Origin of the sequence: Rhizobium sp. 2YAF20 (assembly GCF_052114685.1) — a bacterium.
Classification (GTDB): Bacteria; Pseudomonadota; Alphaproteobacteria; order Rhizobiales; family Rhizobiaceae; genus Rhizobium.
In genome coordinates, this window is sequence record NZ_JBFRFF010000011.1 from 109,875 (window position 1) to 136,033 (window position 26,159).

Annotated in this window: 19 protein-coding genes, 2 tRNA genes and 1 pseudogene; 14 read left to right on the forward strand and 8 right to left on the reverse strand. The window is 55.2% G+C overall.

The features are described from left to right. Window positions 1–79 precede the first annotated feature (79 nt). The 6 genes from AB4Z52_RS15865 to AB4Z52_RS15890 form a co-directional block, all read right to left on the reverse strand. The gene (locus tag AB4Z52_RS15865; protein ID WP_442218882.1) at window positions 80–559 is read right to left on the reverse strand and encodes an arsenate-mycothiol transferase ArsC; all 480 of its coding nucleotides are present in this window, start codon (window positions 557–559) and stop codon (window positions 80–82) included. A gap of 5 nt (window positions 560–564) precedes the next feature. Next, window positions 565–1,038, reverse strand: coding sequence for a UPF0262 family protein (locus AB4Z52_RS15870; RefSeq protein WP_442218883.1), 474 nt, complete (start codon window positions 1,036–1,038; stop codon window positions 565–567). 3 nt (window positions 1,039–1,041) lie between these two features. After that, a complete protein-coding gene (gene hisD, locus AB4Z52_RS15875; RefSeq protein ID WP_442218884.1) occupies window positions 1,042–2,340 on the reverse strand; it encodes a histidinol dehydrogenase in 1,299 nt (432 codons plus the stop codon). Between the two features lie 114 nt (window positions 2,341–2,454). Then, complete coding sequence (locus tag AB4Z52_RS15880) at window positions 2,455–2,895, reverse strand: DUF2948 family protein (RefSeq protein WP_442218885.1); 441 nt, start codon at window positions 2,893–2,895, stop codon at window positions 2,455–2,457. 114 nt (window positions 2,896–3,009) lie between these two features. Continuing rightward, window positions 3,010–4,302 carry a UDP-N-acetylglucosamine 1-carboxyvinyltransferase gene (gene murA, locus AB4Z52_RS15885; protein WP_442218886.1) on the reverse strand — a complete coding sequence of 431 codons (1,293 nt, stop codon included), beginning with the start codon at window positions 4,300–4,302 and terminating at the stop codon, window positions 3,010–3,012. Between the two features lie 117 nt (window positions 4,303–4,419). Then, window positions 4,420–4,641: a hypothetical protein gene (locus tag AB4Z52_RS15890; RefSeq protein WP_442218906.1), complete on the reverse strand. Its 222-nt coding sequence runs from the start codon at window positions 4,639–4,641 to the stop codon at window positions 4,420–4,422. Window positions 4,642–4,843: 202 nt separating this feature from the next. On the opposite strand from AB4Z52_RS15890, the gene AB4Z52_RS15895 reads away from it, so the two are divergent. From AB4Z52_RS15895 to AB4Z52_RS15905, 3 genes are all read left to right on the forward strand, one after another. Next, window positions 4,844–4,918, forward strand: a tRNA-Thr gene (locus AB4Z52_RS15895). Window positions 4,919–5,901: 983 nt separating this feature from the next. Next, window positions 5,902–6,702, forward strand: coding sequence for a methyltransferase, TIGR04325 family (locus AB4Z52_RS15900; RefSeq protein WP_442218887.1), 801 nt, complete (start codon window positions 5,902–5,904; stop codon window positions 6,700–6,702). Window positions 6,703–7,705: 1,003 nt separating this feature from the next. Then, a tRNA-Val gene (locus tag AB4Z52_RS15905) sits at window positions 7,706–7,781 on the forward strand. 1,242 nt (window positions 7,782–9,023) lie between these two features. On the opposite strand, the gene AB4Z52_RS15910 is transcribed toward AB4Z52_RS15905, so the two are convergent. Next, the gene (locus AB4Z52_RS15910; protein WP_442218888.1) at window positions 9,024–9,869 is read right to left on the reverse strand and encodes an IS5 family transposase; all 846 of its coding nucleotides are present in this window, start codon (window positions 9,867–9,869) and stop codon (window positions 9,024–9,026) included. A gap of 467 nt (window positions 9,870–10,336) precedes the next feature. On the opposite strand from AB4Z52_RS15910, the gene rfbB reads away from it, so the two are divergent. The 10 genes from rfbB (at window position 10,337) to AB4Z52_RS15960 (ending at window position 25,436) form a co-directional block, all read left to right on the forward strand. Beyond that, window positions 10,337–11,398, forward strand: a complete 1,062-nt coding sequence (rfbB, locus tag AB4Z52_RS15915; protein WP_442218889.1) for a dTDP-glucose 4,6-dehydratase — start codon at window positions 10,337–10,339, stop codon at window positions 11,396–11,398. Window positions 11,399–11,401: 3 nt separating this feature from the next. Further along, complete coding sequence (gene rfbD / locus AB4Z52_RS15920; protein WP_442218890.1) at window positions 11,402–12,286, forward strand: dTDP-4-dehydrorhamnose reductase; 885 nt, start codon at window positions 11,402–11,404, stop codon at window positions 12,284–12,286. Between the two features lie 4 nt (window positions 12,287–12,290). Next, the gene (rfbA, locus tag AB4Z52_RS15925) at window positions 12,291–13,175 is read left to right on the forward strand and encodes a glucose-1-phosphate thymidylyltransferase RfbA (RefSeq protein WP_442218891.1); all 885 of its coding nucleotides are present in this window, start codon (window positions 12,291–12,293) and stop codon (window positions 13,173–13,175) included. After that, the gene (gene rfbC, locus AB4Z52_RS15930; RefSeq protein ID WP_442218892.1) at window positions 13,175–13,720 is read left to right on the forward strand and encodes a dTDP-4-dehydrorhamnose 3,5-epimerase; all 546 of its coding nucleotides are present in this window, start codon (window positions 13,175–13,177) and stop codon (window positions 13,718–13,720) included. The genes rfbA and rfbC overlap by 1 nt, the downstream gene beginning before the upstream one ends. Then, window positions 13,720–14,538: an ABC transporter permease gene (locus tag AB4Z52_RS15935; protein WP_442218907.1), complete on the forward strand. Its 819-nt coding sequence runs from the start codon at window positions 13,720–13,722 to the stop codon at window positions 14,536–14,538. Before rfbC ends, AB4Z52_RS15935 begins: the two co-directional genes overlap by 1 nt. Next, complete coding sequence (locus AB4Z52_RS15940) at window positions 14,528–15,889, forward strand: ABC transporter ATP-binding protein (protein ID WP_442218893.1); 1,362 nt, start codon at window positions 14,528–14,530, stop codon at window positions 15,887–15,889. Before AB4Z52_RS15935 ends, AB4Z52_RS15940 begins: the two co-directional genes overlap by 11 nt. Window positions 15,890–15,991: 102 nt before the next feature. Beyond that, window positions 15,992–16,591, forward strand: coding sequence for a class I SAM-dependent methyltransferase (locus tag AB4Z52_RS15945; protein WP_442218894.1), 600 nt, complete (start codon window positions 15,992–15,994; stop codon window positions 16,589–16,591). A gap of 472 nt (window positions 16,592–17,063) precedes the next feature. Continuing rightward, a complete protein-coding gene (locus AB4Z52_RS15950; RefSeq protein WP_442218895.1) occupies window positions 17,064–22,142 on the forward strand; it encodes a glycoside hydrolase family 99-like domain-containing protein in 5,079 nt (1,692 codons plus the stop codon). Window positions 22,143–22,320: 178 nt separating this feature from the next. Continuing rightward, window positions 22,321–24,477, forward strand: a complete 2,157-nt coding sequence (locus AB4Z52_RS15955) for a glycosyltransferase (protein WP_442218896.1) — start codon at window positions 22,321–22,323, stop codon at window positions 24,475–24,477. Further along, window positions 24,474–25,436 (forward strand): NAD-dependent epimerase/dehydratase family protein, encoded by a 963-nt coding sequence (locus AB4Z52_RS15960; RefSeq protein WP_442218897.1) that lies wholly within the window; start codon window positions 24,474–24,476, stop codon window positions 25,434–25,436. Before AB4Z52_RS15955 ends, AB4Z52_RS15960 begins: the two co-directional genes overlap by 4 nt. Window positions 25,437–25,814: 378 nt before the next feature. On the opposite strand, the pseudogene AB4Z52_RS15965 reads toward AB4Z52_RS15960, so the two are convergent. Beyond that, window positions 25,815–25,910, reverse strand: a pseudogene (locus tag AB4Z52_RS15965) (transposase domain-containing protein); the annotation flags it as partial. 92 nt (window positions 25,911–26,002) lie between these two features. Here AB4Z52_RS15965 and AB4Z52_RS15970 point away from each other — a divergent pair. Beyond that, window positions 26,003–26,159, forward strand: a 157-nt coding sequence (locus AB4Z52_RS15970) for a transposase (RefSeq protein ID WP_442218908.1), incomplete at its 3' end; no start/stop codon positions are given.

Sequence of the window (26,159 nt, forward strand, 5' to 3'; positions counted from 1 at the left end):
GCCGCCGGAAAATTTGCGCGGAAACTACACAATCAACGCGGTTTTGTGAACCTCGTTGATCAGGCTTTCTGCATTTGTTTCACGCCGACTGCGCCGCGATGCCATTTCGCCTGGCCAGTCGGGTTTCAATGAGGTCGGAAAGACGATCGCGAACCTCGCGATAGGCCTCCAGTATCTGCTCGCGTGTGCCGGTCACGACGGTCGGGTCGAAGGTCGGCCAATAGACCACATCGACGGCATGTGTTCGGGTCAGTTCAAGCGCCGTGTGGTGAGCCTCTGGAGAAAGGGTGATGATGAGATCGAAAAAATCATCCTCGAGCTCATCGAGCGTCTGCGGCTGCTTGCGCTTGAGCTTCAGGCCGATTTCCTCAAGCACGATGTCGACGAACGGGTCGCGCTCGCCGGCTCTGACGCCTGCCGACATGATATAGGTGCCGGACGGTAGAATGCTACGGGCAATCGCTTCGGCCATCGGCGAACGAATGACGTTCATGCCGCACATGAACAGGATGGCGCCCGGATTTTTGCCGCTCTGTTCTGATGGCGCCATAGGTTCCATCTCACCTATCCCCGCCAGTAGAGGACGCAGACAAGCGTGAACAGGCGGCGCGCAGTGTCGAAATCGACTTTGATCTTGCCCTTCAGCCTCTCTTGCAGAGTGTGAGACCCGTCGTTGTGAACGCCGCGGCGGCCCATGTCTATCGCCTCGATCCTGCTGGGGGTGGCCGTGCGGATCGCTTCATAATAGCTTTCGCAGATCATGAAATAATCCTTCACGATCCGCCGGAAAGGCGTCAGCGACAGGATATGCGTGGCCACATCCTCCCCGGCTTCCGTTCGGATGGTCAGGACGAGCTTACTGTCGACAAGCGAAAGGTTGAGCTTGTAGGGCCCGCCAGGATGACCGACGGGCTCGAAGCTGTTTTCCTCGATGAGATCGAAGATCGCCACCGCGCGCTCGTGCTCGACATCGGGCGTCGAGCGGCCGATCGTATCATCAAGGACAATGTCGCTCAGCCGGTAGCCGCCCGCAGCCATTGCCTACCCCTCGAGATTGAGGCGGATCGCAACCGAACGCGCGTGTGCATCGAGGCCTTCCGAATTTGCAAGGGCGATCGCAGCGGGTCCGAGCACCCGCAACTGGTCCGGGCCGAGGCGCAGGACCGACGTCCGCTTCATATAGTCGAGTACCGAAAGCCCGGAAGAAAACCGTGCAGAACGCGCGGTCGGCAACACGTGGTTCGAACCGGCGACATAGTCGCCTATGACTTCAGGCGTGTGCCGGCCGATGAAGATCGCACCGGCATTGCGAATGCCGAGAAGCAACGCTTCCGGGTCATCGACTGCCAGCTCCAGATGTTCGGCCGCAATGCGATTGGCAAGCGGCACCGCATCCGAAAGCACCGACACGAGGATGATCGCGCCGAAATCCCGCCAGCTGGCTGCCGCCGTTTCAGAGCGGCTCAAAAGCTTCAGCTGACGCTCGACGGCAAGTTCGACCGCCTTGGCAAAGAGGGCATTGTCGGTGATCAGGATCGACTGCGCGCCTCTGTCATGTTCGGCCTGAGCAAGAAGGTCGGCGGCGATCCACTCGGGATCATTATCCCCATCGGCGATGATCAGCACCTCGGACGGCCCGGCGATCATGTCGATGCCGACAGTCCCGAAGACCTGTCGCTTGGCCGCCGCCACATAGGCATTGCCGGGGCCGATGATCTTCGCAACCGGCGCGATCGTCTCGGTCCCGAAGGCAAGGGCTGCGATCGCCTGCGCGCCGCCGATACGGTAGATTTCCTCGACGCCGGCCATGCGGGCAGCCGCAAGTACGGCGGGATTGACCGCGCCGCCATTGGCCGGAACGACCATGACGATGCGATCGACGCCCGCAACCTTGGCCGGAATGGCGTTCATCAGCACCGAGCTTGGATAGCTCGCCGTACCGCCGGGGACATAGAGCCCAACCGCCTCGATCGCGGTCCAGCGCGAGCCGAGCACGACCCCGAGCTCATCCTCGTAGTTGTCGTCGCGCGGCAACTGTCGTCGATGATGGGATTCAATGCGCACCGAGGCAACCTTGAGCGCACCGAGGGCTTCGGAGGGAACCTGCTCGATCGCCGCGTCGATTTCTTCTGCGCCGACCCGCATCGGCGTCACAGCGAAATCGAGCCCGTCGAAATGCAGTGAATATTCAGCGAGCGCCGCATCGCCCCTTGCGCGAACGTCATCGATCAGCGTGCGGACGACGGTATTGACGTCCTCCGACACTTCTCGCTTCGTCGTCAGGAAGGCTGCGAAGCGTTGCTCGAATTCTTCCGATCCATGATCCAGCCAGATAGCCACGCGATAGTCCTCTTTAGAGCACGGTCCCGAACCGAGGGAGCGCGAAGCGAAAAATGCCGAGCGGTTTCCAGATAGGACCACCCAAAATCAAGCCGCCGCAACGGGCGCCAGAATTCAGGCCCCTTCAGGGTGACTGGGCATGGATGCGGTTTCCCACGCTCCACCGATATCTGCAAGCTGAACTTCGATGCATTCGACTTCGAGGGCAACCGTTGCATGGCCGGCAAGCGTCAGTTCGATGGTGCCCTCGGGGCCCTCGCCCGTCTGGTCGAACCGGATGGCAAGCAGCGACAGCACCGCATCCTGCTTTTGCCGATCGATGCCACTGGAGCGGACAGCCAGGACCCGCTTGAAGACCAGCGCCGTGCGATGCCGCTCGAACGACTTGTCCTTGCGCTCGGAGAGTTCCCAGACGAAGCGATTGGCCGCCAGCGAAAATTGCTTGAGGCGTGGCGAGAATTCGATGTCGCCGACCTTGAAGACGCTGTCCTGCATATGCGCCGACACGATCGCCAGGTCTTCGCCATCAAGCGCTAAAAGCTTGAGATCGGTCATTCGCTTGTCTCCCCAATGCCAGCGAGATGCCAGTCCGGCAACTCCACCATGGAGATAAGGCGAAGAAGCCAAAGACGCAACCGGAGAACTGAGCGCATCCGGTTGCCGTCTTTCCTATTCGCTGATCCGCTCGACGTTTGCGCCGCAGCGCGTCAGCTTCTCTTCCAGCCGTTCAAAGCCGCGGTCGAGATGATAGACGCGGGAGACCACTGTCTCGCCTTCGGCCGCAAGGCCGGCGATGACAAGCGAGACCGACGCACGAAGATCCGTCGCCATCACCTGCGCACCGCGAAGACGAGGCACACCCTCGATCTTGGCCGTCTGGCCCGAGAGCGAGATCTTCGCGCCGAGGCGGGCCAGCTCCTGCACATGCATGAAGCGGTTTTCGAAGATCGTCTCGGTGATGTGCGAGGTGCCGGACGAGCGCGTCATCAGCGCCATGAACTGCGCCTGAAGGTCGGTCGGGAAGCCCGGGAACGGGTCGGTGACGATATCGACCGGCTTGATGCCGCCGCCGTTGCGCACCACGCGGATACCGTTGTTCGTCTCGGTAATCTCTGCTCCGGCGCGACGCAGCGTTTCAAGTGCTGTATCGAGCAGCGTCATGTCGGTATTTTCAAGCCGCACGTCGCCGCCGGCCATTGCTACGGCCATGGCATAGGTTCCAGTCTCGATCCGGTCCGGCAGAACCCGGTGGCGGGCGCCTGAAAGCGAGGTCACGCCTTCGATGGTGATGGTCGGGGTGCCGGCGCCGGTGATCTTTGCGCCCATTGCGTTCAGGCAATTGGAAAGATCAGCGACTTCAGGCTCGCGGGCGGCATTGCCGATCACCGTCGTGCCGCGGGCAAGGGTCGCTGCCATCATCAGCACATGTGTCGCGCCGACCGAAACCTTCGGAAATGTATAGCGCGCGCCGATGAGGCCGCCCTTCGGGGCGGTTGCACTAATATAGCCGCCATCGATTTCCATATTGGCGCCGAGCGCCGTCAGTCCCTCGATGAAGAGGTCGACAGGACGCGTACCGATCGTGCAGCCGCCAGGCAGCGACACGCGGGCATGGCCCTCGCGGGCAAGCAGAGGCCCGATGACCCAGAAGCTCGCGCGCATCTTCGAGACAAGCTCGTAATGCGCCGTCGTGTCGGCAATCGTGCGGCAGGTAAAGTGAATGGTGCGGGAATAGCCGTCGTCCTGGCGCTCGCGGCGGCCGTTGACGGCGACGTCGACGCCGTGATTGCCAAGGATGCGCATCAGCAATTCGACATCGGCCAGATGCGGCACGTTTTCGAGCGTCAGCGTGTCGCTCGTCAAAAGCGAGGCGATCATCAATGGCAAAGCCGCATTCTTGGCGCCGGAAATCGGAATGACCCCATTAAGCTCATTGCCGCCGACAATCCTGATACGATCCATGTGCGATTACGGGCAAAGCCCGCCTTTCCTGAAAGTTCGAAGCCTTAAAAAGGAAGTGGGTGTCTAGACGAAATGAGGGAGGGCTTCAATTCGTTTGGCGTGAGCGGCGACGTTTCATTACGATTCGTCCATTTTTGCGGCAGGAAGCCCGTCAGTTTCATCCGCTTGGCCGGCCCGACGCGCCCGGACCTGCTGCTTTCGCCGCGAAAGGTTTTCCCGAAGCTTCGCTGCCGCCCGATCCCGTCGACGCTCGGCCTCGATATCTGCCCTCGATTTGATCGTCTGGCCGGCCTCGGCATTCAAACGAACTGTGTCCGGGGAAGCTGCATCCGGCGGCATTCCGTCCTTGGACGCCGCCTTATCGCTCTTGATGTCATCCTTTTCCATGGGCTCTCCATAGCCGAAATGCACGGCTTTCAAAAGCCTCCAGCATTTTTTCGACGAATGTATGAGCGAACTTGCCATTTGCGGCTTGCGCTTGTCCCCCGCCTATGGCAATAGGCGCCTCGCTCGACACGGATGACAAGCCCGCGTCACGGATGCTGCTATAGCTCAGGGGTAGAGCACTCCCTTGGTAAGGGAGAGGCCGAGAGTTCAAATCTCTCTAGCAGCACCAGCCTATCCCCCGGAAATCGTTAAATTATTGAGCTTTATGGCTTTTGTAACCGCCTTTCTGGTACACCTGAGCGGTACACTGACCCATGGTTTTGCGAATGGCCCAGCCCTATTTGAACGGTTGTTCCTGATGGCTCCTGAAGAAGGTTCCTGATGATCTTCGTCCGATCCTCGGCAGGACCGAAGAGAAACGATTCGATAGATGTCCTTACAATCATAAAGGTAACTATATATATCGATTGGTTTGCTGCCCATTCGATTGTGATACGCTCACACATGGTAGCGTTATAAACTTACACTTTATAGTTGAATTTCAAGCCCGCTTTCAGCTCTTTAGAAAGACGCCTTTAGGTCAACGTGAGCTTGACCTACTATGCATTTCATAAAGTGCAGTAGACAGGCACTTTAAAAAGCGAACTCGGCGCGACCCTAACGGATCGCACTCGCTCGCTCGGCGCTGTGTCCAGAAGTTCGCACACGCGCTTGACAAATTTCAGATGTTTGCAATTTGTTCTGCGCCCGGTAAACATCGCGCACGTAATATTCCGAATAGATTGATCAGCCGCTGGCGCGAATTCCGCGCCGTGTGGCCGACCTTCCGTGGAGTGCGTTATGACAGTCCTGAGACTGACCTTACCGAGATATGGTCTAAGACCGCCGGTCGATGAACGCTGGTCGAACCCACGGCACGGCCGGATTTCCGCGTTAGGTCGCTGCATGGGCTTCAAAGCGTCAAAGACACTGGCGCGAGCGCCAACCATTCTCGTACCCCCCACCTTGGCCATAAGTTCGCTCCTTGGGAGAAAATCGCCATTCTCCTGAGAGCCTAACGCTTGCTTCCGCCCTTTTCAGCATGGCCTTCCGATAAGAAAAGCATCCTATCCAAAATCGGTAACCGTCACCCCCCGATTGAACTATTAGCCAGACCGCAATCAGGCTTGCTATATTGCCGATCACGCTTCCGTGAACAGATGCAGGTATGCGATGCTCGGGTTAATACATCATTTTATACATCATCTTTCTCTTTTCTCTCTGCCGGTGGCGAATGCATGGCGCTATCATTATGTATTTCCCAAATCGCTTGCGACTTGCCGCGGCATATATGACACTTGGCGGGAGGCGAAGACAGCTTCGCAGAGCAAGCATCCGCTGCGCAAAACGACGGATATTGTGACGTTTCGCGCGCCCAAAGGGGTGCGCATCCACCCTCTTCGGGAACGTGACTATCCCATTCTTGTCCATTTGCATCCCCTATTGCGACCCGGCACCAAAATTCTCAATCTCGGCGGAAGCCTGGCGAAGGAATATTGCAGTTACAGGGAGTTGATCCGAATACCGGATGGCGTCGAATGGCGCATTTGCGAGGTTCCAGAGGTCGTTGCGGAAGGACGGAAGATGCTTGAGCAGGGTGACTATCCTGGTCTCAGCTTTACCAGCGAAATCGGTGGGGAGGCGGACCTGTTTCTCAGCTGTGGAGCGCTGCAGTATCTGGAGCCGACCTTGCCGGAGCTTCTGCAAACACTCGATCGCTTGCCTTCCGATGTGTTCATCTGCCGTGTGCCCATGCAAAGCCGTGTGGACAGGTTCTACACCGTGCAGAATATCGGTAGCGCGGCCGTGCCATACCGGATCGAAAATGAGGATCGCTTCATTGCCGAAATGGGCGAACTTGGCTATCGGTTCGTCGACGGGTGGCGGGATACAAGGAAGTTGATCGTCCCGTATCATCCGCATGGCACCGTCGAAGGCTATTTGGGATTCTACTTTTCCCGCTCCGGTTCGTAGCCTCGCGACAAGGTGTGGAATTGGCGCCCTGCGATGGACAGGGATCATGATCGCAGCGGCATGACGGGAAGGCGGTTGCGGGTCTGATGGTCGTGGGCAATGCCGTTCGCAAGACGCGGCGCGGCCGTGAAACGATATGGCAGATTTCTGGCTCCGAGCCCAGGGCGACATCGAAACAGATCTAATGGGGATCTAATGAGGGTAAGAGGCGGAGGAGCGGGACGGCAGTCAAGCAGAATCTGCCGGGTGGTGCGGCCCGCAGTCCGCGGAAGGCGGGCGAGGACACGGCTCGGCAGATTCTGGTTGACGGTCCGGAGCGACCCAATCCTCGTGCCAGGAAGCAGGAGGAAATAGGCCGAAGGCTTCCCTCTGCTTCCCGAGCTCGGGCGGACCATCGGAGGATAGCAGAGCAAAGCGACGCGAGGAGGCAGAGCCTCCTTAGCATCCAAGGTAGAAAGCGCATCGGAGCCGTCGGCATGGCGCCGCTGCAAGCGGGACAGCGGAATTCGCGCATGCCGAGACCGGAGGAAGGGTAGCCGCAGGAGGGTCAGCATCGCGCCGCCGGAACGGCGGGGACCGTGACTGCCCCCGACGAGGCATCCCATAATTGTTGACAAAACCCCGAAATACGGTCGAGAAGCTGGCACACGACATTGGTACACCCGACACCGAGGGGGCGGCGCGAAAAGCCTTATTTTCTGGGCTTTTTGGGGTGCTTTTGAGGGGCCTCAAATCTCTCTTGCAGCACCATTTTTATCAGAAATAAATCAGCTACTTTGCGCTTGACTCGGACGAGGCCAACCGCCCAGCCTGCACCTTTTTACACGTCTATTGACCAAGGGGTCTGACCATCGAAGCAAAAAGGCAGATCGAGGGCCGCATCCTTGCGGTTCTCGCCGGCAGCCAAAAAAATCAAAATTCCTTACAAATGCTATTGCGGTTTTGTGCGGTTGCGCATAAATCACCGCCACCGAACGCGTCGGAGCCAATCCGATTTTGCGACGGGCGATTAGCTCAGTTGGTAGAGCGCCTCGTTTACACCGAGGATGTCGGGAGTTCGAGTCTCTCATCGCCCACCATTTATCTATTAGATCGCTACAAGCGTCGACTTCCAAGGCTTTCAAAACCCCTGTTCGGAGGGCGGTCGCGGCAATTTTGCAATTTTGGCATTAGGTTTTGCGTTAATCGATTTTCAAAAAGGCTCCGTGAGAGCTTGACCTCGAAGGCTATTCAACAGGCGTTGAAAGTGCCGATTGCCGGTATTGACTCTCCCAACTGGACCAAACCCGCCGGAAAACTCATGACGGTGAGGAACCAATGCTGGTCAGGCATTCGGCTCGGAAACGGCGACACGTCAACGAACCTGCAAAGAATTCCGTGCGATTCATGACGATGATCCTCTGTTGACAAAGCAATACCAAAGCGAGGCAGATGAGGGGAGATGCACTGCGAAATCCTCCGTCCGACGGAGTTGCTGAGGTGCTAAAAAAACAATCATGCATCGCAACATTTTCCGTTGCGACCGAAGTGTTCATGCGCTAGTGCATCTATAAGGACCTGAGGATTGGTTATGCAGACAGATGATTTTCTGACGAATGAAGAGATACGCAGCCTGTATTTGCGGGGCGTAGCTTGGTCCGGGCGTACCGTTCGCGGGGTGTCATATCTAATCATAGCCTATGCGCTCACCCGCATTAATTCCTATGGTCTCGCCGGCGGAGGCTATCTAGCAGTTGCGATCGGTTTGATGGGTGGCGGAACTTCAAGCGCGAGGATCGCGCAGGCCGCGATCGTAATTCTTCTTCTCATGGCTGTACTACCTTTGAGCGTTTTCGCGTCGGTAAAGATGGCTGTCGGATAGACTAACTCGTCTTACGTACTACCTATGCCGCACTGGGCCAAACGAGTGGAAAGGCCGGCTTGCGGCTTGTCGAGCTCAGCGCAACAATATCGCGAAACCTTGTCACATCAGGCGACAACGCCTGAGGCTGGGTAGCAGACTGAGCGCTGGTACTTTCAGCATAGGTGGGATTGAAAGGTCATCGTCGTAGGCAGGTTTTGCCAGAAGTTGGCTGTGAAGCTGTCGGCGGCGCGCTTCCCCGCACAGTGGGACAGACTAGAGCGCATTCGGCTCCCATGTTTGAGACGTTGCGAAACGCCCGTGGCGTAGCTAATAAAGTATGTGCGATGGGGTCGCCCACCTGCACAACGTCGCCCAACTTGCGCATCGGCGGAAGCGGAGAAACCGCAGAGAAATGTGCGTCAGCCGCTTTTGTGGGCAACAACTGACGCTCGTGGTAAGAGTCGGATTCGAAAAGACGTCAATAAACATAATATCTTGCGAGCCTCCTGGTGAGCATGCGGATGTGAGCGATCATGATCCAGGCCTCGGCTGAGGCGATGGATTTTTCGAAGTCCTTTGCCAGCCTTCTGCATCTTCCGAGCCAGGCAAAGGTTCGCTCAACAACCCATCGGCGCGGCAATAGCTCAAAGCCTTTGGCCTTGTCAGAGCGCTTGATGATTTCGAGTGTCCATTTGCCGATCTTCTCCAATCGCGTCTTCAGCTTTGCCCCGGCGTAGCCGCCGTCGGCAAAGATGTGTAGTAACCACGGCCAGCGGTGGCGAATGGATTTCAGGAGATCGGGTGCACCGTCGCGATCTTGAATATCGGCACTGTGAACCATGAGGCCAACCATCAAGCCGAGCGTATCGACAACGATATGACGCTTGCGGCCCTTGATCTTCTTGCCAGCATCAAAGCCTCTGATGCCCCCGCTTTCAGTAGTTTTGACGCTCTGGCTGTCAATTGCGCCTGCCGTCGGTGACGCTTGCTTTCCTTCCAATTCTCGCGTCGTCATGACGAGACTATGATTGATCCGGCTCCACAACCGCATTGCACGCCATTCGTAGAAATAACGCTGCACCGTCGAGCATGGCGGGAAGTCCTTCGGCAGCATGCGCCACTGGCAACCGGTCGAAGCAATATAGAGGATCGCGTTCATCACCTCCCTCAAATCCACCCGACGCGGACGCCCGAGCCGCCGCGCCGCAGGTAGCAATGGTGCAATAAATTCCCATTCGCGATCCGTAAGGTCACTTGAATAGCGTGACGACTTGCGGGCATAAATCTTCCGGGTGGTTTCAGTCCAGGCCACTATGATCTCCATCGAATCTTCGCAAATCCGAGGGAATCACAACTGGCTGAAATCACTCACCTCTTTCTGAGGTCGCCTCTAAGACATAACAGCTCCGAAGCACATTCAGTAGCGCGGTATCCAACTCACGCATCAGAGCTTTATCATCGATGTCCTTTGGCCGTGTTCGTCCCGTCCTGATCCGTAAGACTGCAAAGAAGAGAAGCAGAGGCTCCGAAGTCGACGTCTGTGTCTAGCGGTCGTCGTCAATCTGGAGATCGGCGAGGTAGGAGGAATGCCGCTGGTACATTGTGTTCGATGGACCGGAAAGGGCGATATGAGTCAAACCAATGCGCCAGTGATAGACGACGGGCGGTCACCTTGAGTTTGACCTTCGCCCCCTGCTAGTGTAGTGCCCAAGCCGATGGACTACGTCTACCACCAACCCGATCTGGCAACTCGTTCAGTTCTTGCCGCAATTCTTCGAAAAGAAGTATCAGATGACGATATGTGTAACAGGAGGGGCTGGGTTTATCGGCAGCAATTTTGTACTCGACTGGCTTGCCCGAAGCGACGAGCCGGTACTCAATGTCGATAGACTCACCTACGCTGGCAACCTCGAAAACCTAAAAGAAGTCGACTCCGACCCCCGGCACGTATTTGCGAAGGGCGACATCGGCGACTTCGACCTTCTGTCGGACCTGTTTTCTAGGTATATGCCAAGAGCAATTATACACCTAGCGGCAGAGTCCCACGTTGATCGCTCGATTCATGGTCCTGCAGACTTCATCCATACCAATATCGTTGGTACTTTTCGCCTATTAGAAGCGGCCAGAGCGTACTGGGCCGGCTTGGCCGAGCCGGAAAAAATTGCTTTCCGTTTCCTTCATGTGTCGACCGACGAGGTTTATGGATCGCTGGAAACAGGCGACCCGGCCTTTCGGGAAGACAATCGTTATGAACCCAACAGTCCATACTCCGCGAGCAAGGCCGCGTCCGATCACCTTGTGCGAGCCTACCACCATACATATGGCCTGCCGGTGTTGACTACAAATTGTTCGAACAACTACGGTCCATTTCACTTTCCGGAAAAGTTGATCCCGCTGTGCATTCACAACGCGCTTTCCGGGAGAACGTTACCGATTTACGGCGACGGGCAGCAGGTCCGCGATTGGCTGTATGTAAAGGACCACTGTTCGGCCATCCGACGCGTTTTGGAGGCTGGCATTTTGGGTGAGACCTACAATGTCGGTGGTTGGAATGAAAAGGCCAACCTATCGGTCGTTCATGCGCTATGTACCGTTCTTGACGAGTTGAAGCCGAGGGCGGACGGGCAATCGTATGCGGCACAGATCACATTCGTTGAGGACCGCCCCGGCCATGATCGACGTTACGCCATAGACGCCACGAAGCTCGAGAGAGAGCTCGGATGGAAGCCGGTCGAAACGTTCGACACCGGAATCCGCAAGACGGTTCAATGGTATTTGGACAATCAGGCTTGGGTAAACAACGTAACCACCGGAACATATCAGCGTTGGGTCGGAAAGCAGTACGGTAATTAATCGATGCGATTGCTGTTGACGGGTAAGAACGGGCAGGTTGGGTTCGAATTGCAACGGGCCCTGGGGCCGCTGGGTGATGTGATCGCGGTAGATCATGCCGCTTGCGATCTTCAGGATCACGGTGCACTGCGCGCAACGATCAGGCGCTTGAAGCCGAACGTTATCGTTAATCCGGCTGCATATACTGCTGTGGATGAGGCTGAATCCGAGCAGGATAGAGCATTTGCAGTCAACGCAGTGGCGCCTGGAATATTGGGTGAGGAAGCAGCTGAGCTCGGGGCTCTAGTGGTCCACTATTCTACCGACTACGTCTTCGGCGGTGAAGATGCGGGTTATTATACCGAGGCTGACGAACCCGATCCACAAAGTGCCTATGGGCGAAGCAAACTGGCTGGGGAGATAGCATTACAGGCAAGTACTGCACGGCATCTTATTTTCCGGACAAGCTGGGTGGTCGGGGCTCATGGCGGCAATTTCGCCAGGACGATGCTACGCCTTGCTGCAGAGCGCGATGAGTTAAAGGTCGTTGCCGATCAATTTGGTGCCCCCACTTCGGCGAGCCTGATCGCTGATGTCACGGCCCTTCTTGTCCGTGACGCAATTCGGGATCCAAAAGCGTTTCGTTATGGTCTCTATCACCTGGCAGCGGGAGGCGAGACCAATTGGCACACCTATGCTTGTCATATCATTGAGGCCGCACGCCGGCTCAATAAACAAATCCGTGTAGCCCCGACCGCTATCTGCGCTATCTCGACTGCCGAATATCCAGCACGAGCCAAACGACCTGCCAATTCCCGACTTGACACAAAAAAGCTCCGCGCAACTTTCGGCCTAAATCTGCCGCATTGGCAGGATGGCGTCGATCACGTTCTCCAGCAAATGATGTGAGGCAATGACAAAACGTAAGGGTATTATACTGGCTGGAGGATCCGGCACTCGATTGCACCCCGCAACTCTCGCGGTTTCCAAGCAATTGCTGCCCGTCTATGACAAGCCGATGATCTACTATCCGCTAACGACACTTATGTTAGCGGGAATCCGAGACATTTTGGTCATCTCAACACCCCAAGATACGCCTCGTTTCGAGGCGTTGTTAGGTGACGGTAACCAGTGGGGTGTTAACCTCAGCTACTGCGTCCAGCCAAGTCCGGACGGGCTGGCGCAAGCATTCATCCTTGGCCGAGACTTTGTCGGAAATCGGCCAAGTGCCCTTGTACTTGGCGATAATATTTTTTATGGTCACGACTTTCAGAAATTGCTGCTACGTGCAGCCGAGCGGACGAGTGACGCAACGGTCTTCGCCTATCACGTGACAGACCCTGAGCGCTATGGCGTCGTGGAATTTGACAAGAGGCAAAGAGCGCTCTCTATCGAGGAGAAGCCTGCGGAGCCTAAGTCCAACTATGCGGTCACTGGCCTTTATTTCTATGATGAGCATGTTTGCGAAATTGCTGCTGATATCAAGCCGTCAGCCCGGGGTGAACTCGAAATCACAGACGTCAATAGCCACTATCTTGCTCAAGGGCAGTTGAATGTCGAGATAATGGGTCGGGGGTATGCCTGGCTGGATACCGGCACGCATGACTCGTTGCTAGAGGCCGGTCGCTACATCGCCACAATTGAACATCGACAGGGGCTAAAAGTCGCCTGCCCGGAGGAAGTAGCCTTTAGGGCGGGCTGGATCGACGCTGCGAAACTGGAGGAACTCGCCAAGCCGCTACTTAAGAACGGCTACGGCATTTACCTTCAGAACTTGCTCAAGGAAGAAATCTTCTAATGATCGCAACCCCTACGGCTATTGCTGAGGTGATCGTCCTCGAACCACAGGTGTTTGGTGACGACCGTGGCTTCTTTTTGGAAAGCTTCAACGCGCGCGCCTTTGCGCGTGCCACAGGTCTGAGGCGGGAATTTGTTCAGGACAATCATTCCAAATCGTCCAGGAACGTACTACGCGGCTTGCATTACCAAATTCAGCAACCTCAGGGGAAGCTGGTTCGGGTGGTAGAGGGGGAAGTATTTGATGTCGCTGTCGATTTGCGCAAGTCTTCTCCGACATTTAAACAATGGGTCGGTGTCTATCTGAGCGCTGAAAACAAGAAGCTACTTTGGGTGCCTGAGGGATTCGCCCACGGCTTCCTGGTCTTAAGCGAAGTTGCGCAGTTCCTCTACAAGACAACTGATTTTTATGCGCCAGAGTACGAACGAAGCCTGCGCTGGAATGACCCCATGCTCGGCATCGAATGGCCGCTTGTAGGTGAACCAAAGCTTGCCGCAAAAGATGCAGCGGCCGTCACCTTGGCTGATTCGGAGCTGTTTGCTTGATGCAGCATTTTTCCGCCAGTCTGCCGGAGATGGTTGCTAGCCAATGGCGCAACCGAAATCTCATCAACGCTTCGATTAGACGAGAGGTGTTCGGACGCTATCGAGGTTCATTCCTCGGTATACTCTGGTCGTTTTTCAATCCACTGTTCATGCTCGGAATCTATACGTTCGTCTTTAGCGAGATCCTGAAGGCACGCTGGAGCGCGGGGAGCAGTTCCAAGGCTGAATTCGCACTTATTCTGTTCGCTGGATTGATGCCATTCAACCTGTTTGCCGAAACAATCAACCGCTCGCCAAGCCTCATTGTCGGCAATCCGAATTACGTCAAGAAAGTCGTCTTCCCTCTGGAAATATTGCCATCCGTGATATTGGGATCTACGCTCTTTCATCTGTTTATAAGCTTGGCCGTCTGGCTTATGGCCTACGTCCTGTTTTATGGCATTCCAAATGCGACCGTCGTGTTCATTCCACTTGTACTCCTGCCGTTCTGCATTTTCATCCTCGGTTTAAGCTGGATTCTGGCTTCCTTGGGCGTCTTTCTGCGTGACGTGTCACAGTTTATTGGTATCGCCACAACTGCGCTGATGTTTCTCTCGCCAATCTTTTACCCCGCAAGCTCCTTGCCGGAAGCCTATCGTCCACTGCTTTACTTGAACCCGCTAACGCCTGTGATCGAGATTTCTCGCGACGTTCTATTTTGGGGTAGACAGCCCGACCTTGCCTTGTTGGGGATTTATACGCTGGTCTCTATACTAGTTGCTTGGCTCGGCTTTGCATGGTTTCAAAAGACACGCAAAGGGTTTGCCGATGTCCTCTGATATCGCCATCAAGGTTGAGAACGTTAGCAAATGCTATCAGATCTACGATCATCCTAGGGACAGGCTCAAGCAATTCATATTGCCGCGCCTTCGGCGAGGGCTTGGGGTCCAGTCGAAACAGTATTTCAATGAATTCTGGGCGCTCAAGGATGTGTCGCTCGAGATTCGAAAAGGAGAGACCGTCGGCATCATCGGCCGCAACGGCAGCGGCAAGTCGACTTTGCTGCAGATTATTTGCGGTACACTTAATCCGACAGGAGGCAACATACAGGCCAACGGCAGGATCGCAGCGTTGCTGGAACTCGGTTCAGGGTTCAATCCTGAGTTTACGGGGCGTGAGAATGTTTACATGAATGCGGCTGTCCTCGGTGTAAGTAACGACGAGATAAATGCCCGCTTTGAGGAAATCAGGGCATTTGCCGATATCGGTCACTTCCTTGATCAGCCGGTGAAAAATTACTCCAGCGGCATGGTCGTCAGGCTGGCGTTCGCAGTACAAGCTATGATCGACCCTGACATTCTCGTTGTCGACGAGGCACTGGCAGTTGGCGATGAAAAATTTCAACGAAAATGTTTTGCACGTTTAGAGGAGCTGAAAGCAAATGGCACCTCGATCCTCTTCGTATCGCACTCGGCCGCAAGTATCATAGAGTTATGCGATAGAGCCCTGCTTCTCGATCACGGCAGCCGGCTAATGTACCGTGAACCGGAAGCGGCGGTACGTGCTTATCAAAAGATGCTATATGCGCCGGCAGATGAATATAGCAGGCTAATTGCAGAATATCGTGCAACTGATGAAGACGGCGAAACTGGAAGAGTGAGAGACGCGAGCAGAGCAGATACTGCAGCGCTCGCTCCGTCCAACGCGACATTTGATGCTGGGCTCGTACCGGAAACGACAACCGTCTATCCAATCCAGGGAGCGGAAATCCAATCGATATCAATCCGAGACAGCGCAGACGAGGTGGTAAACATCCTGCAATCTAACGATGTCTATCAGTTCGAAGTTAAAGGGCGGTTCCTCAAACAATTTGCAGGCGTCTTCTTTGGCCTTCATATTCGGAATGTGTCAGGAGCGGCAATTACCGGTCAACGTCATCCTGAAGAAGGCGTTTATCTTGAAGGCATCCAAGCTGGCACCGATTTTACAATAAGGTTTTCATTTAGAATGAACCTGTCGCCCGGTGCATATTTTGTCGGCAGCGGTGTATGGTCCGTTGAGGAACCGAACTGCGCCCACCGTATTCTTGATGCGATTATGTTTCGGGTCGCGCACGTTGAACGGCCTATGTCATTTGGCTACGTCAATCTTATGTGCGATGAACCCTCCGTGAAGCTGGTAGAGAAATAGCCAATGATGATAAACGGTACCAATGTAGCCGAATTGCTCGGACGCACGACCACGCGGTTGGATCTCTGGACCAAATTCCTGAACATTCAGCAGACCAAATCGATGGCAGAGATTGGCGTCTGGAAAGGTGATTTCGCAGAGAGTATACTGGCTAGCAATCGGCAGTTGGAATTATATTACATGGTTGATCCTTGGGCTAATCTTCCGGATTGGAATAAGCCGTATAATATTTCGCCAGAATTATTTGAAGATATATATAGAGAAATGGATTCAAGGACGGCGTTTGCGTCCGAGAAACGTGTAATCCTAAGAGGGCGCACGAAAGAAATGATTGATGAAATACCTGATGAAAGTCTGGACTTCGCATATATTGACGGGGACCATACTCTACGTGGCATAACAATTGACCTCATCAGGGTATTGCCGAAGATCAAGGATGGCGGATATATCGGAGGCGACGACTTTACTGCTACTCCTTGGCAGCATGACGTCAAGTACGAGCCCACACTAGTCTGTCCATACAGCGTATATTTTGCAGAAGCCATGAACATTCCGATCGTGGCACTTGCTCACGATCAGTTTCTAATCCGGAAAGATCGGAGATCTGGTTTTTCGTTTGTTGACACCACGGGAGGTTACAGTGACCTATCTCTCAACAAGTTGCCTCCCTCGGCGGACGTTGAGCACAAACAGCAGGGTTGAGCGTTGACTATTAACGATTGGTCTCCCATTGATAAGCAGATCTTGGCTGCTCATCTGCAATGGAAAAGCTATCGCTCTGACCGCTATAAGCTATACTATGTAAGCACCCCTAAAGTTGCTTGCACGACATTGAAGTGGTGGTTCGCTTCTCTGGAGGGGTATTCTCGCGCTTTAAGGTCCAGCAGCGACAGCGCGGAATCCGATCCCGATCTGTGTGCTCCAGGACACACGTCAGCGGTTGGCCTTCATTCAGTTCATCGGCCCGCAATGACAAATCAAAACAGAAGCCGTAGACGCCGTGACGTTTTGCCATCTGCCCGTGGCGACGTAGAACCTCGACGTCTCGCGAAGCATGTTATCATGCGGAATTATTCGGTAAGAACATCTCGAATAATCCGAGTGTTCAAAAATACCCAAATTCGAAAACGGTCGAATTGGACCGGAAGCATAACTTACATTTGGTTGGTGGCCTATGATTAATCCCGAGACTGACGAACATGAGGTTTTGCTCCCCGATGTCATGGATCGGCTGACTGCCGAAAGCCCTGATTTGGTGCAGCATCTGAGGGGGGAGAGTTATCTGTCGCGGCGGCACCGCCTATTGTATGTCAGCACACCAAAGGCCGCCTGCACAACGCTCAAGTGGTGGTTTGCCTCGCTAGAAGGCTACGCTCAAAGCATTCACGAGGCCACCGACAGCAATCAGAGTGATCCGGAACTGGCGATTCACGATCTATCGCTTCGCATGGCGCCGCACGTCACAGGGTTGGGGCTGGAGGATCTGAAGGAGCCCCTGGTATCGGAGCAATACTTCCGCTTCGCAGTAGTCCGCAATCCCTACAAGCGAGTGTTTTCGGCCTGGCAATCCAAACTCTTGCTGCGTGAGCCGCTGCAGGCCGCTCCGTATGCCGACAGCGCGTTCTTCCATTATCCAGTCAACAACGCGAGCGATATAACTGAGGCATTCGAAGCATTTTTAGAGCATTTGGCTGCCAATGAGGCCCCGAGTTTTTGGGATCATCACTGGACGCCCCAGTTCAACATCCTGCGCCCCGACCTCATTGATTATTCGGTGATCGCCAAGATCGAGCAACCATCTGAATTGAGCGCACCAATCATGAAGTGGATTGGTCAGTACGCCACCGACCCATTTGGCGTGCGGCGGGCTAATGAGAGCCTGATCCCGTATCTGCCAGAGTTTCTGACTGATCGCAGCGCCGAGCTGGTCGCCCGCCTGTATTCTGCCGATTTTGACAGCTTTGGCTACGATCGCAAGCCTCCCGTCGGCCACGACAGCTTCTCGCCTGAACAAATGCACTTGGCTCTTCAAGCAATTGCGTTAATTCGTGCGCGGCATCATCAGTTGGGTGAACGTGACGCCAGAATTGCGACGCTGAGTAAGGCCCTATCCGTGGGCCAAGTCGAAATTACCAATTTGCAACATTCAGGGGAAGCACTTGGCGAACAAATTGCCAGTCTCAACCTGGCAATTAACCGACAATCAAGCGAAATAGCCCGCATGGTCTGCGTTGGCGAGCAGCGCGAGCATCAGGTCGCGCAACTTGTTGGGCAGGTTGTGGCATTGAGCGCCGCCGCCGAGCGCCGCACCAACGACCTTGCGAATTTGGCTAATTCCATAGCCGAGCGCGACGCCGCGATCGCCCACCTGACAAACGAGGCAGCGACACGGCTAATTGCGAAAGATAGTGAGATCCGCGTGTTGCAGCGTTCACTTCTGCAAATGCGGCAATCGATTTCGGGCCAGTTGACTCTGCCAATCAACATTGCCGCGCTTAGACGCCTGTTGAGAAAGAAGACGGACACCAACAACTTACCAAACGACCCCATCCAAAGTGGTCTTGAGCGCATTTTTAGATCGTCGACGAGAAAGATCCAGGCAAGTTCGCTCTTTGACGCGGAGTTCTACAGGAGCGCCTATCCCGATTTACGTGATTCGGATCGGGACCTGGCGACTCACTACCTCATCCATGGTTGGCGCGAGCATCGCAATCCATCCGCGCTGTTCAACACCGCGCAATATTTGGCCGACAATCAGGATGTCGAGGCCGCAGGTATCAACCCGCTCATCCATTATCTAAAGCACGGTAGACGAGAGGGTCGGCAATTGACTCCCGCACCGACACCCGTTGCCGTTGCTCATTCACCCATAGCCTCCGCCGAATGCGAGGCAGGCAGTTCGGTTGTCGAGTTGAATCCGGTTTATCGTACCCTCTCGGACGAGGAGCTGGAAACAGAAATCACGGCAATACGCGCGTCCGGCATGTTTGACACGTCGTTCTACGTGTCGATGTATAGTGACCTTGGGCTTACTCAAGACCTTGCCATCAGACACTACTGCGAGCATGGTTGGCAGGAAGGGCGAAACCCCAGCGACGAATTCGATACGCGGTTCTATCTGGGAGCCTACTCCGATATCCGCAATTCAGGCCTGAACCCATTTTGGCACTATGTTACGGCCGGCCAGGTGGAGCAGCGCAACGCGCTGTCCGACTACTCGCCGCAATATGAAAATGATGCGCGGTTCGGAAAAATCGATACCAGCATTCAGCTTCTGGCTTTTTACACTGTGCCAGACTGGAGCCGGGTTCGTGGGGCTCGACCGGTGTTCAAGGGACACGATTGTCCGCTGCTGCCAGGTGAAGAACTTGGCTATTATGAGTCTGCCGATCCGCAGGTTTTGGCGCGACATGCGGCGATGGCGAGAAGTCACGGTCTGGCGGGCTTCTATTTTAAGATTGATGATGGAGATACAGGCAACAACAGCGCCGTAGAGACATTGCTGGCTCACAATGAAATCGATATTGCCTTCTGTATTCAAATCGATCTACCATCCGGGCATCTAAATCCGGCGGTGACCGATCACCTCGCAAAAGCATTTAGGGACCCGCGACAGATTCATGTCGAGAGCAGGCCCGTTCTGCTTGTGGACATTGCCGCAGGGCTCGATGCAAAGATACCAATCGCACTGGACATCCTGCTTCAGAACCTGAAAAAGGCCCAGCTATCCGCGCCTTTCATCATCGGTCGTGTCGATAACGCAGTGGAGTTGAAGAAACTGCCAAAATGGCTGGATGCGGTCACTGACCTGCCGCAGCGGTGGACAGCGGCTGAAACCGCACCCTTCGTGCCAGTCAAGAGAAACGGCGTTGAAACTGTTCCCTATAGCGTCGTCGCGGCAAATGGTGTGATGCGTGCGCAGGGCTGCGCAAACGCAAAAGTTGCCATCTACCACTCAGTCGCGCTGGCACGGGATACTACGAGCCAAACAGGCGAGCCGCGTGTCGTCTATACGCGCTTTCAGAAAAATGACTACCGCCGCTGGCTCGACGCAGCCATGCAAAGTGCAGCCACGCTGCATACGCCAGACCGCCGCTTTGTATTCCTTAACGCGTGGAACGACTGGAACGAGGGGCTGTGCCTCGAACCAGAAAAGAAGGGCGGGTTCAACCGACTGAACGAGACCTCCCGGTCGCTGCTTGGCCTGGGTAGCGACATCTATATGCCGAAGGTCTCGGTCGTCGTTCCCAACTACAACCACGGTGCCTACCTTCGCCGACGTTTGGATAGCATATACGGACAAACCTACAAGAACATGGAGGTCATCATTCTCGATGACTGTTCTTCCGATGATAGCAGGACGGTTATCGAGGAATACCAGAAAGAGTATGCAGACCTGACGCGAGTGATCGTCAATGAAAAAAACTCGGGCAGTGCGTTCCGGCAATGGGCGCGAGGCATAGAGGCAGCCAGCGGCGAAGTCGTGTGGATCGCCGAAAGCGATGACTTCTGTGACGAGCACTTCCTACGGACGCTAGTCGACTGCCTTGCCGATGAATCGGTCATGCTCGCCTACGGCGCGTCGGTGTTCGTCGATCGGGAGGAGGTCCCGATGGACAACGATTTCTGGTCATATCTGGAAGACCTCGTTCTCGATGATAAGTGGCGCAAGCCATACGTGGCAACCGCGCATGATGAAGTCAGGACCGCCCTGGGAATAAAGAATACCATCCCGAATGCCAGCGGTGCCATCTTCAGAAGGCCGTTGGACATGCCGTTGCTAAATGATGAAACGTGGCTCTCCATGCGGGTCGCAGGAGACTGGGTGTTCTATCTGCATGTGCTACGCGGCGGCAAAATTGCATTCGATCCCAAGGCAATCAATTTCTTCCGCCGCTACGAAGGCAGTACGGCCGAAGTCACCTACAAGAAGGACAGTTTTTACAAGGAGGTCGGTTTTGCGAGTCGCACAGTTGCAGCTCTCTACGACGTTCCTTGGAAGGTTCTAGAGCGTTGCCGTGACGGGTATGCCGCAGTCTACCAAAGGCTAATCGGCCGCAGTGCGGACGAGTTTGACAGCTGGTACAACTATCGCGCCGTTGTCGAAGCACGGCAAAGTCGCCTGCCCAATATTATGGTTTCAACAATGGGGTTTTTCCCCGGTGGTGCGGAGATACTACCAATTCGCATGGCCAACGAGTTCAAGAGGCAGGGGCACTCTGTTTTGCTTTTGAGCTCCAATCTTAACCCGCGCCAGGACGGTGTCCGCCGCATGCTGAGAAACGATGTGCCCGTAGTTGAAACGGCCGATGTCGCGGAGACGGAAGAGATTATCTCCTCGTTTGGCATCGAGGCGCTTAACACGCATCAGTGGCACATCCAGAAATACCCGTTGGAAAAGCCGGAGGTGTTTGATCGCCTGAATGCGCACGTCGCATCGCTGCACGGGATGATCGAGCATGGCGAAGCCTTTGCCGTGACCGAGGCTCAGTTAGCAGCGGCCGACCAAAAGGTAACCACTTGGGTCTACACCGCAGACAAGAATTTGGCGCCGTTCATCGAACTAGGGCTATACCATGAGGGTTCGCCGAGATTCATAAAGATGCCGAATGGCATGCAGCCTCCAAAAATTGTCCCCATACGGCGCGCGGAAATCAACATACCCGAGGATGCTTTTGTGTTGTGTTGCGTAAGTCGAGCTATTCCGGACAAGGGATGGGCGGAAGCGATTGATGCCGTCTCGATGGCGAGGCAGATCTCGGGCCTAGACATCCAGTTGATATTGGTCGGCAACGGGCAGGTTTACGACGAGTATTGCCGCGTTGGTGTACCGGATTTTGTACGCCTGGCCGGTTTCAGCGAAAATTCGGTGGGCTATTACGCCGCGGCGGACATGGGAATCATGTTGACTAAATTTAAATCAGAAAGCTTTCCCTTGACGATCGTCGATTGCCTGTTTGCCGGAAAACCGTACATTGCGACCGATGTCGGTGAGATCAGGAACATGCTGTCGAACGGGGACGAGGTCGCAGGGGCTGTGCTGGAACTGAACGACTGGGAAGTACCAGTCCAGGAAACCGCCAATATCATTGTCAAGTTTGCCTCGCGTGCTGAGGATTATCTTGATGCAAAGGATCGGGTCAGCGAGATTGTGCAGCGGTATCGCATCGATGTCGTAGCTGCGCAATATGTCGAGCTTTTCGCAGCCGGACGCGATGGCGGCCGCCTTGGTGACAGGATCGGCACCAATTGATGGCCATGTTCAATGAGGGGACCACACGGTGCAGCAGCCAAGTCTAGCGAGCATCAGGCGATTGGTCAGAGTACCGTTAGGCGCCATGGCACTGTTGTCGAGCCTATTGAAGGCTATAGGACCGGCTCGAAAATTCTATGAGGGATCATGGCGGCTCGCCACAATCCGAATCTTTGGTGTGTTCAAACGCGAGGGACTGGGTGGGATCGTTCGCCGGGCGCAAATCCTGACTGGCCGGATTGGCCATAACTCCACTCTTTCCCACGCTGCCATCTACGGCCCGCTACCGCCGCATAACCCAGATTTTCTGCCGCTCGTATCCGTAATCGTGCCAAACTACAATCATGCGCCCTATCTGTCCGAACGACTCGACTGCATCTACGGCCAGACCTACGGCAATGTCCAGATCATCTTACTGGATGATTGCTCAACGGACGAGAGCACCTCGATTCTCAGCGACTATGCCACGCGCTATCCCGAGACCACCATACGCAGCTTTAATTGTGCTAATTCCGGGGGCGTATTCAACCAGTGGCGCAAGGGGCTGGAATTGGCTACCGGGGAACTGATATGGATAGCGGAGAGCGACGATTATTGCGCGGCGAATTTTGTCGAAGAGTTGGTCAGGGCGTTTCAGAATCCCGCCGTGATGCTGGCTTTCTCCCGAAGTGAGTTCGTCCGGGGTAAGATCTCCGAGGCCGTCTGGTCGACTAAGCATTATATGTCCGATCTAGGACTCGACATATGGGACACCTCCTTTGTACGGTCGGCGCACGAGCTGGTTAATTCAGGTTGGGCGGTCAAAAACCTTATTCCTAATGTCAGTTCTGCGCTGTTCCGCCACCCGGGGCAACTGGGGCTCTTCAAGGACCCCGAGTGGCTTGGCTTGCGCCTGTGCGGCGACTGGATCTTCTACCTGACTATCATGCGTGGCGGCCTGGTCGCCTACAGCCCTGAAACGATTAATTACTACCGCCAACACGAGACCAATACGTCCACCAATGCACAGCTGACGGACCTGTACTATCAGGAGCACGAGGCGGTCTTATCGCGGCTGACCAGTCTCTATCGTGTTAATCGCGCAGCTCTGGACAATCAGGAGCGCCACCTCTATCGGCATTGGTGCAGCCAGAGAGGCGATGACCGCAAGGCGGAGTTCGCGAACTTATACAATCCCGACCGTGCGCTGAATGATAACAAGCGACTGCCGAATGTTGTCATGGCTGTCTATGCGCTTTCGGCTGGTGGTGGCGAGACACTTCCGATCATGTTAGCAAATCTGCTCAAGGAGCGGGGCTATGCTGTAACTCTACTCAATTGCAGTGAGCAGCCCACAGAACCGGGCGTTCGTAGTATGCTGTTACCCACCATTCCGCTGCTGCAGCTGGATCGGCTGCAACTCGCGGCGGCCGCGCTGCCGAATATGGGCATCGAAATCGTTCATTCCCACCATGCCTGGGTAGATGTGTCCCTCGCCACTTTACTGCTCGCCTACCCCGACATAAGGCAGGTGGTAAGCATGCATGGCATGTACGAAATGATGACAGAGGCTCAATTAGACGGGCTCATGCCCGTATTGCGCCGGCGGATCAATCAGTTTGTCTATACTGCGGAAAAAAATCGCACGGTATTTTCGGCCGATTTTCAGTTTGAGAAGGGCTTTCGCAAGATCAGCAATGCGCTTCCTGCTAAACCCATCCAACCAATAACCCGGGCGGAGCTGGGCATACCGGATAACGATTTCGTCCTTTGCTGTGTTGCCAGAGCAATACCAGAGAAAGGCTGGCGGGAGTCCATTGAGGCAGTCAAACGGGTCAATCTCCGCTCCCCCCGGAAAGTGCACTTGCTACTCATCGGTGATGGGCCCGAAGCCGATGAGCTAAGGCTGTCGCATGCCAACGCATTTGTGCATTTCCTGGGTTTCAAGTCTAATATCCGGGACTATTTTGCAGCGGCGGACATTGGCTTGCTGCCCTCGCGTTTTAAGGGCGAGAGTGCTCCCCTAGTGCTTATCGACTGCTTGCTTGCAGGCAAGCCATTGTTGGCCAGCGACATCGGAGAAATCCGCCACATGTTGGATACAGAAAACGGACCTGCTGGGAGCTTGTTCACATTAAAAAACTGGCAGATAGATGTCCCGGTTTTGGGCGACTTAATTCACCGGTTGGCGAATGATGCCACATTCTACGAAATGCTGCTGGCGCGCGTACCGGCGGCCTCACAGAGGTTTGAAACATCGGTGATGGTTGATAAATATGAAGACACTTATCGTGATGCAATGCGGCGCTCAGATGCCGGTTCTGTCCAGGTCGAAGTTCAGGGGGCGCGCACGTGAGTGAGGCGGGTGGAGCGTCACAGCGGCACTTGGTACTTGGCGGGCGCGGGTTTATTGGCGGGCATCTAGTCGATGCCTTGTTAACGGATGGTCAGTACGTCCGTTGCCTCTATCGTCCTATTCGAGGCGAGCAGGGCTCGGCGCTACGTCAACATCCGAACCTTGAAATTTATGAGGGCGACTTCACTAATGAAAGGGATGTGGCCCGTGCTCTCAAAGATTGTGACATCTGTTATCATCTCATCTCGACCACGCTGCCCAAATCCTCTAACGAGGATCCGGCCTTCGACGTCGAAAGCAATTTGCTGAGCACCATTCGCCTGCTGCAGCACGGCGTCAGGAGCGGGCTAAAAAAAGTAGTGTTCGTGTCATCTGGGGGCACAGTCTATGGCGTGCCGCAGCAACCGCTGATCAGCGAGGATCATCCGACCAACCCGATCGCATCCTATGGCATTACCAAGCTAGCCATTGAGAAGTACTTGCAACTGTTCCAGCAGCTCCACGGCCTCGACTATGTCGTGCTGAGACTTGCCAATCCCTTCGGTCAGGGGCAGCGGGTATCGGCCACCCAGGGAGCGATCGCCGTCTTTATCGGCAAGATACTGCGCGGCGAGGCGCTCGAAATCTGGGGCGATGGCTCAGTGGTGCGGGACTATGTTTACATACAGGACGTTGTCGAGGCACTGCTCGCCGCCGCCCGTAGCACCAGCTCCGAACGCATTTTCAATATCGGATCTGGCGTCGGTCACAGCTTGAACGAGGTCATCAGTTCTATAGAGGCGGCCACCGGGATGCAGGCAGCGCGCCAGTACCAGTCCAGCCGGTCATTCGATGTTCCCCGTAGCGTGCTCGATATCGAAAGGGCACGGCGCGTTCTCGGGTGGACCCCGAAAGTCTCTTTCGATCGAGGAGTCCACCATTTTGCCACTTGGCTTTTGGATCGTCCACACGAATGGTGACGCCAACGCTGCGGCTAAGAAGGCTATGATTAGGAAAAATCCTGGCCCTGACACAGAAGGTCGGCCTGTCCGCTCGATTAGTTAGCGATATAGGCGAAAGGTCGTAAGCGTCCGGTAATGCTTGCGATTACCCACATCTAAGCGTGGCGGCGATTTCTGTTCCGAGGCGAATATCGGTCAGTCGCCGGAGGCCCCGCCAGACAACCGTATCTCCGGGTGGTGGATCTGATGCTCTTGCAAGGTAACAACCCAATCGAGCGGGCTTGGCGAGATAGAATGCGGATTTCACTAAATTGGGACAGCGGTTTCATAAAGTCGCGGACAACGGATGCGATCGAGTTCCGGTTGCCTTATTGCGTAAGCGGTGAACCCAGGCCGTTATTTTTGGAAGTTCCACGGCATGAGAGCCTCGATATCGCTGGCTGGCCATCCGGCCGCGATGCGTTCGAGAGTTTGTGTCAGCCATGCGAGCGGAGTATCCCTCCGGCGTGGACGGCCTTGCGGGAATTTGCCGAGAAGGTGATTTTGCGCTCTTGAGAGTGGATTTAAGAGCGCAATGAGGAACTATGGCACAGGCAATTTTGCTGACGGGTCAAGAACGGCGGCGTCGTTGGTCACCGGATGATCGACAGGAAATTCTGGATGCGGCATTTGCACCGGGGGCAAATGTCTCGGAGGTAGCGCGTCGCTTTGATGTTTCGACGGGGCTGCTCTACACGTGGC

Coding starts and splice junctions, on each gene's coding strand:
- AB4Z52_RS15865 (WP_442218882.1), bottom strand. CDS start 559: ATGGAACCTATGGCGCCATCAGAACAGAGCGGCAAAAATCCGGGCGCC.
- AB4Z52_RS15870 (WP_442218883.1), bottom strand. CDS start 1,038: ATGGCTGCGGGCGGCTACCGGCTGAGCGACATTGTCCTTGATGATACG.
- AB4Z52_RS15880 (WP_442218885.1), bottom strand. CDS start 2,895: ATGACCGATCTCAAGCTTTTAGCGCTTGATGGCGAAGACCTGGCGATC.
- murA (WP_442218886.1), bottom strand. CDS start 4,302: ATGGATCGTATCAGGATTGTCGGCGGCAATGAGCTTAATGGGGTCATT.
- AB4Z52_RS15890 (WP_442218906.1), bottom strand. CDS start 4,641: ATGCCGCCGGATGCAGCTTCCCCGGACACAGTTCGTTTGAATGCCGAG.
- AB4Z52_RS15900 (WP_442218887.1), top strand. CDS start 5,902: ATGCTCGGGTTAATACATCATTTTATACATCATCTTTCTCTTTTCTCT.
- AB4Z52_RS15910 (WP_442218888.1), bottom strand. CDS start 9,869: ATGGAGATCATAGTGGCCTGGACTGAAACCACCCGGAAGATTTATGCC.
- rfbB (WP_442218889.1), top strand. CDS start 10,337: ATGACGATATGTGTAACAGGAGGGGCTGGGTTTATCGGCAGCAATTTT.
- rfbD (WP_442218890.1), top strand. CDS start 11,402: ATGCGATTGCTGTTGACGGGTAAGAACGGGCAGGTTGGGTTCGAATTG.
- rfbA (WP_442218891.1), top strand. CDS start 12,291: ATGACAAAACGTAAGGGTATTATACTGGCTGGAGGATCCGGCACTCGA.
- rfbC (WP_442218892.1), top strand. CDS start 13,175: ATGATCGCAACCCCTACGGCTATTGCTGAGGTGATCGTCCTCGAACCA.
- AB4Z52_RS15935 (WP_442218907.1), top strand. CDS start 13,720: ATGCAGCATTTTTCCGCCAGTCTGCCGGAGATGGTTGCTAGCCAATGG.
- AB4Z52_RS15940 (WP_442218893.1), top strand. CDS start 14,528: ATGTCCTCTGATATCGCCATCAAGGTTGAGAACGTTAGCAAATGCTAT.
- AB4Z52_RS15945 (WP_442218894.1), top strand. CDS start 15,992: ATGGCAGAGATTGGCGTCTGGAAAGGTGATTTCGCAGAGAGTATACTG.
- AB4Z52_RS15950 (WP_442218895.1), top strand. CDS start 17,064: ATGATTAATCCCGAGACTGACGAACATGAGGTTTTGCTCCCCGATGTC.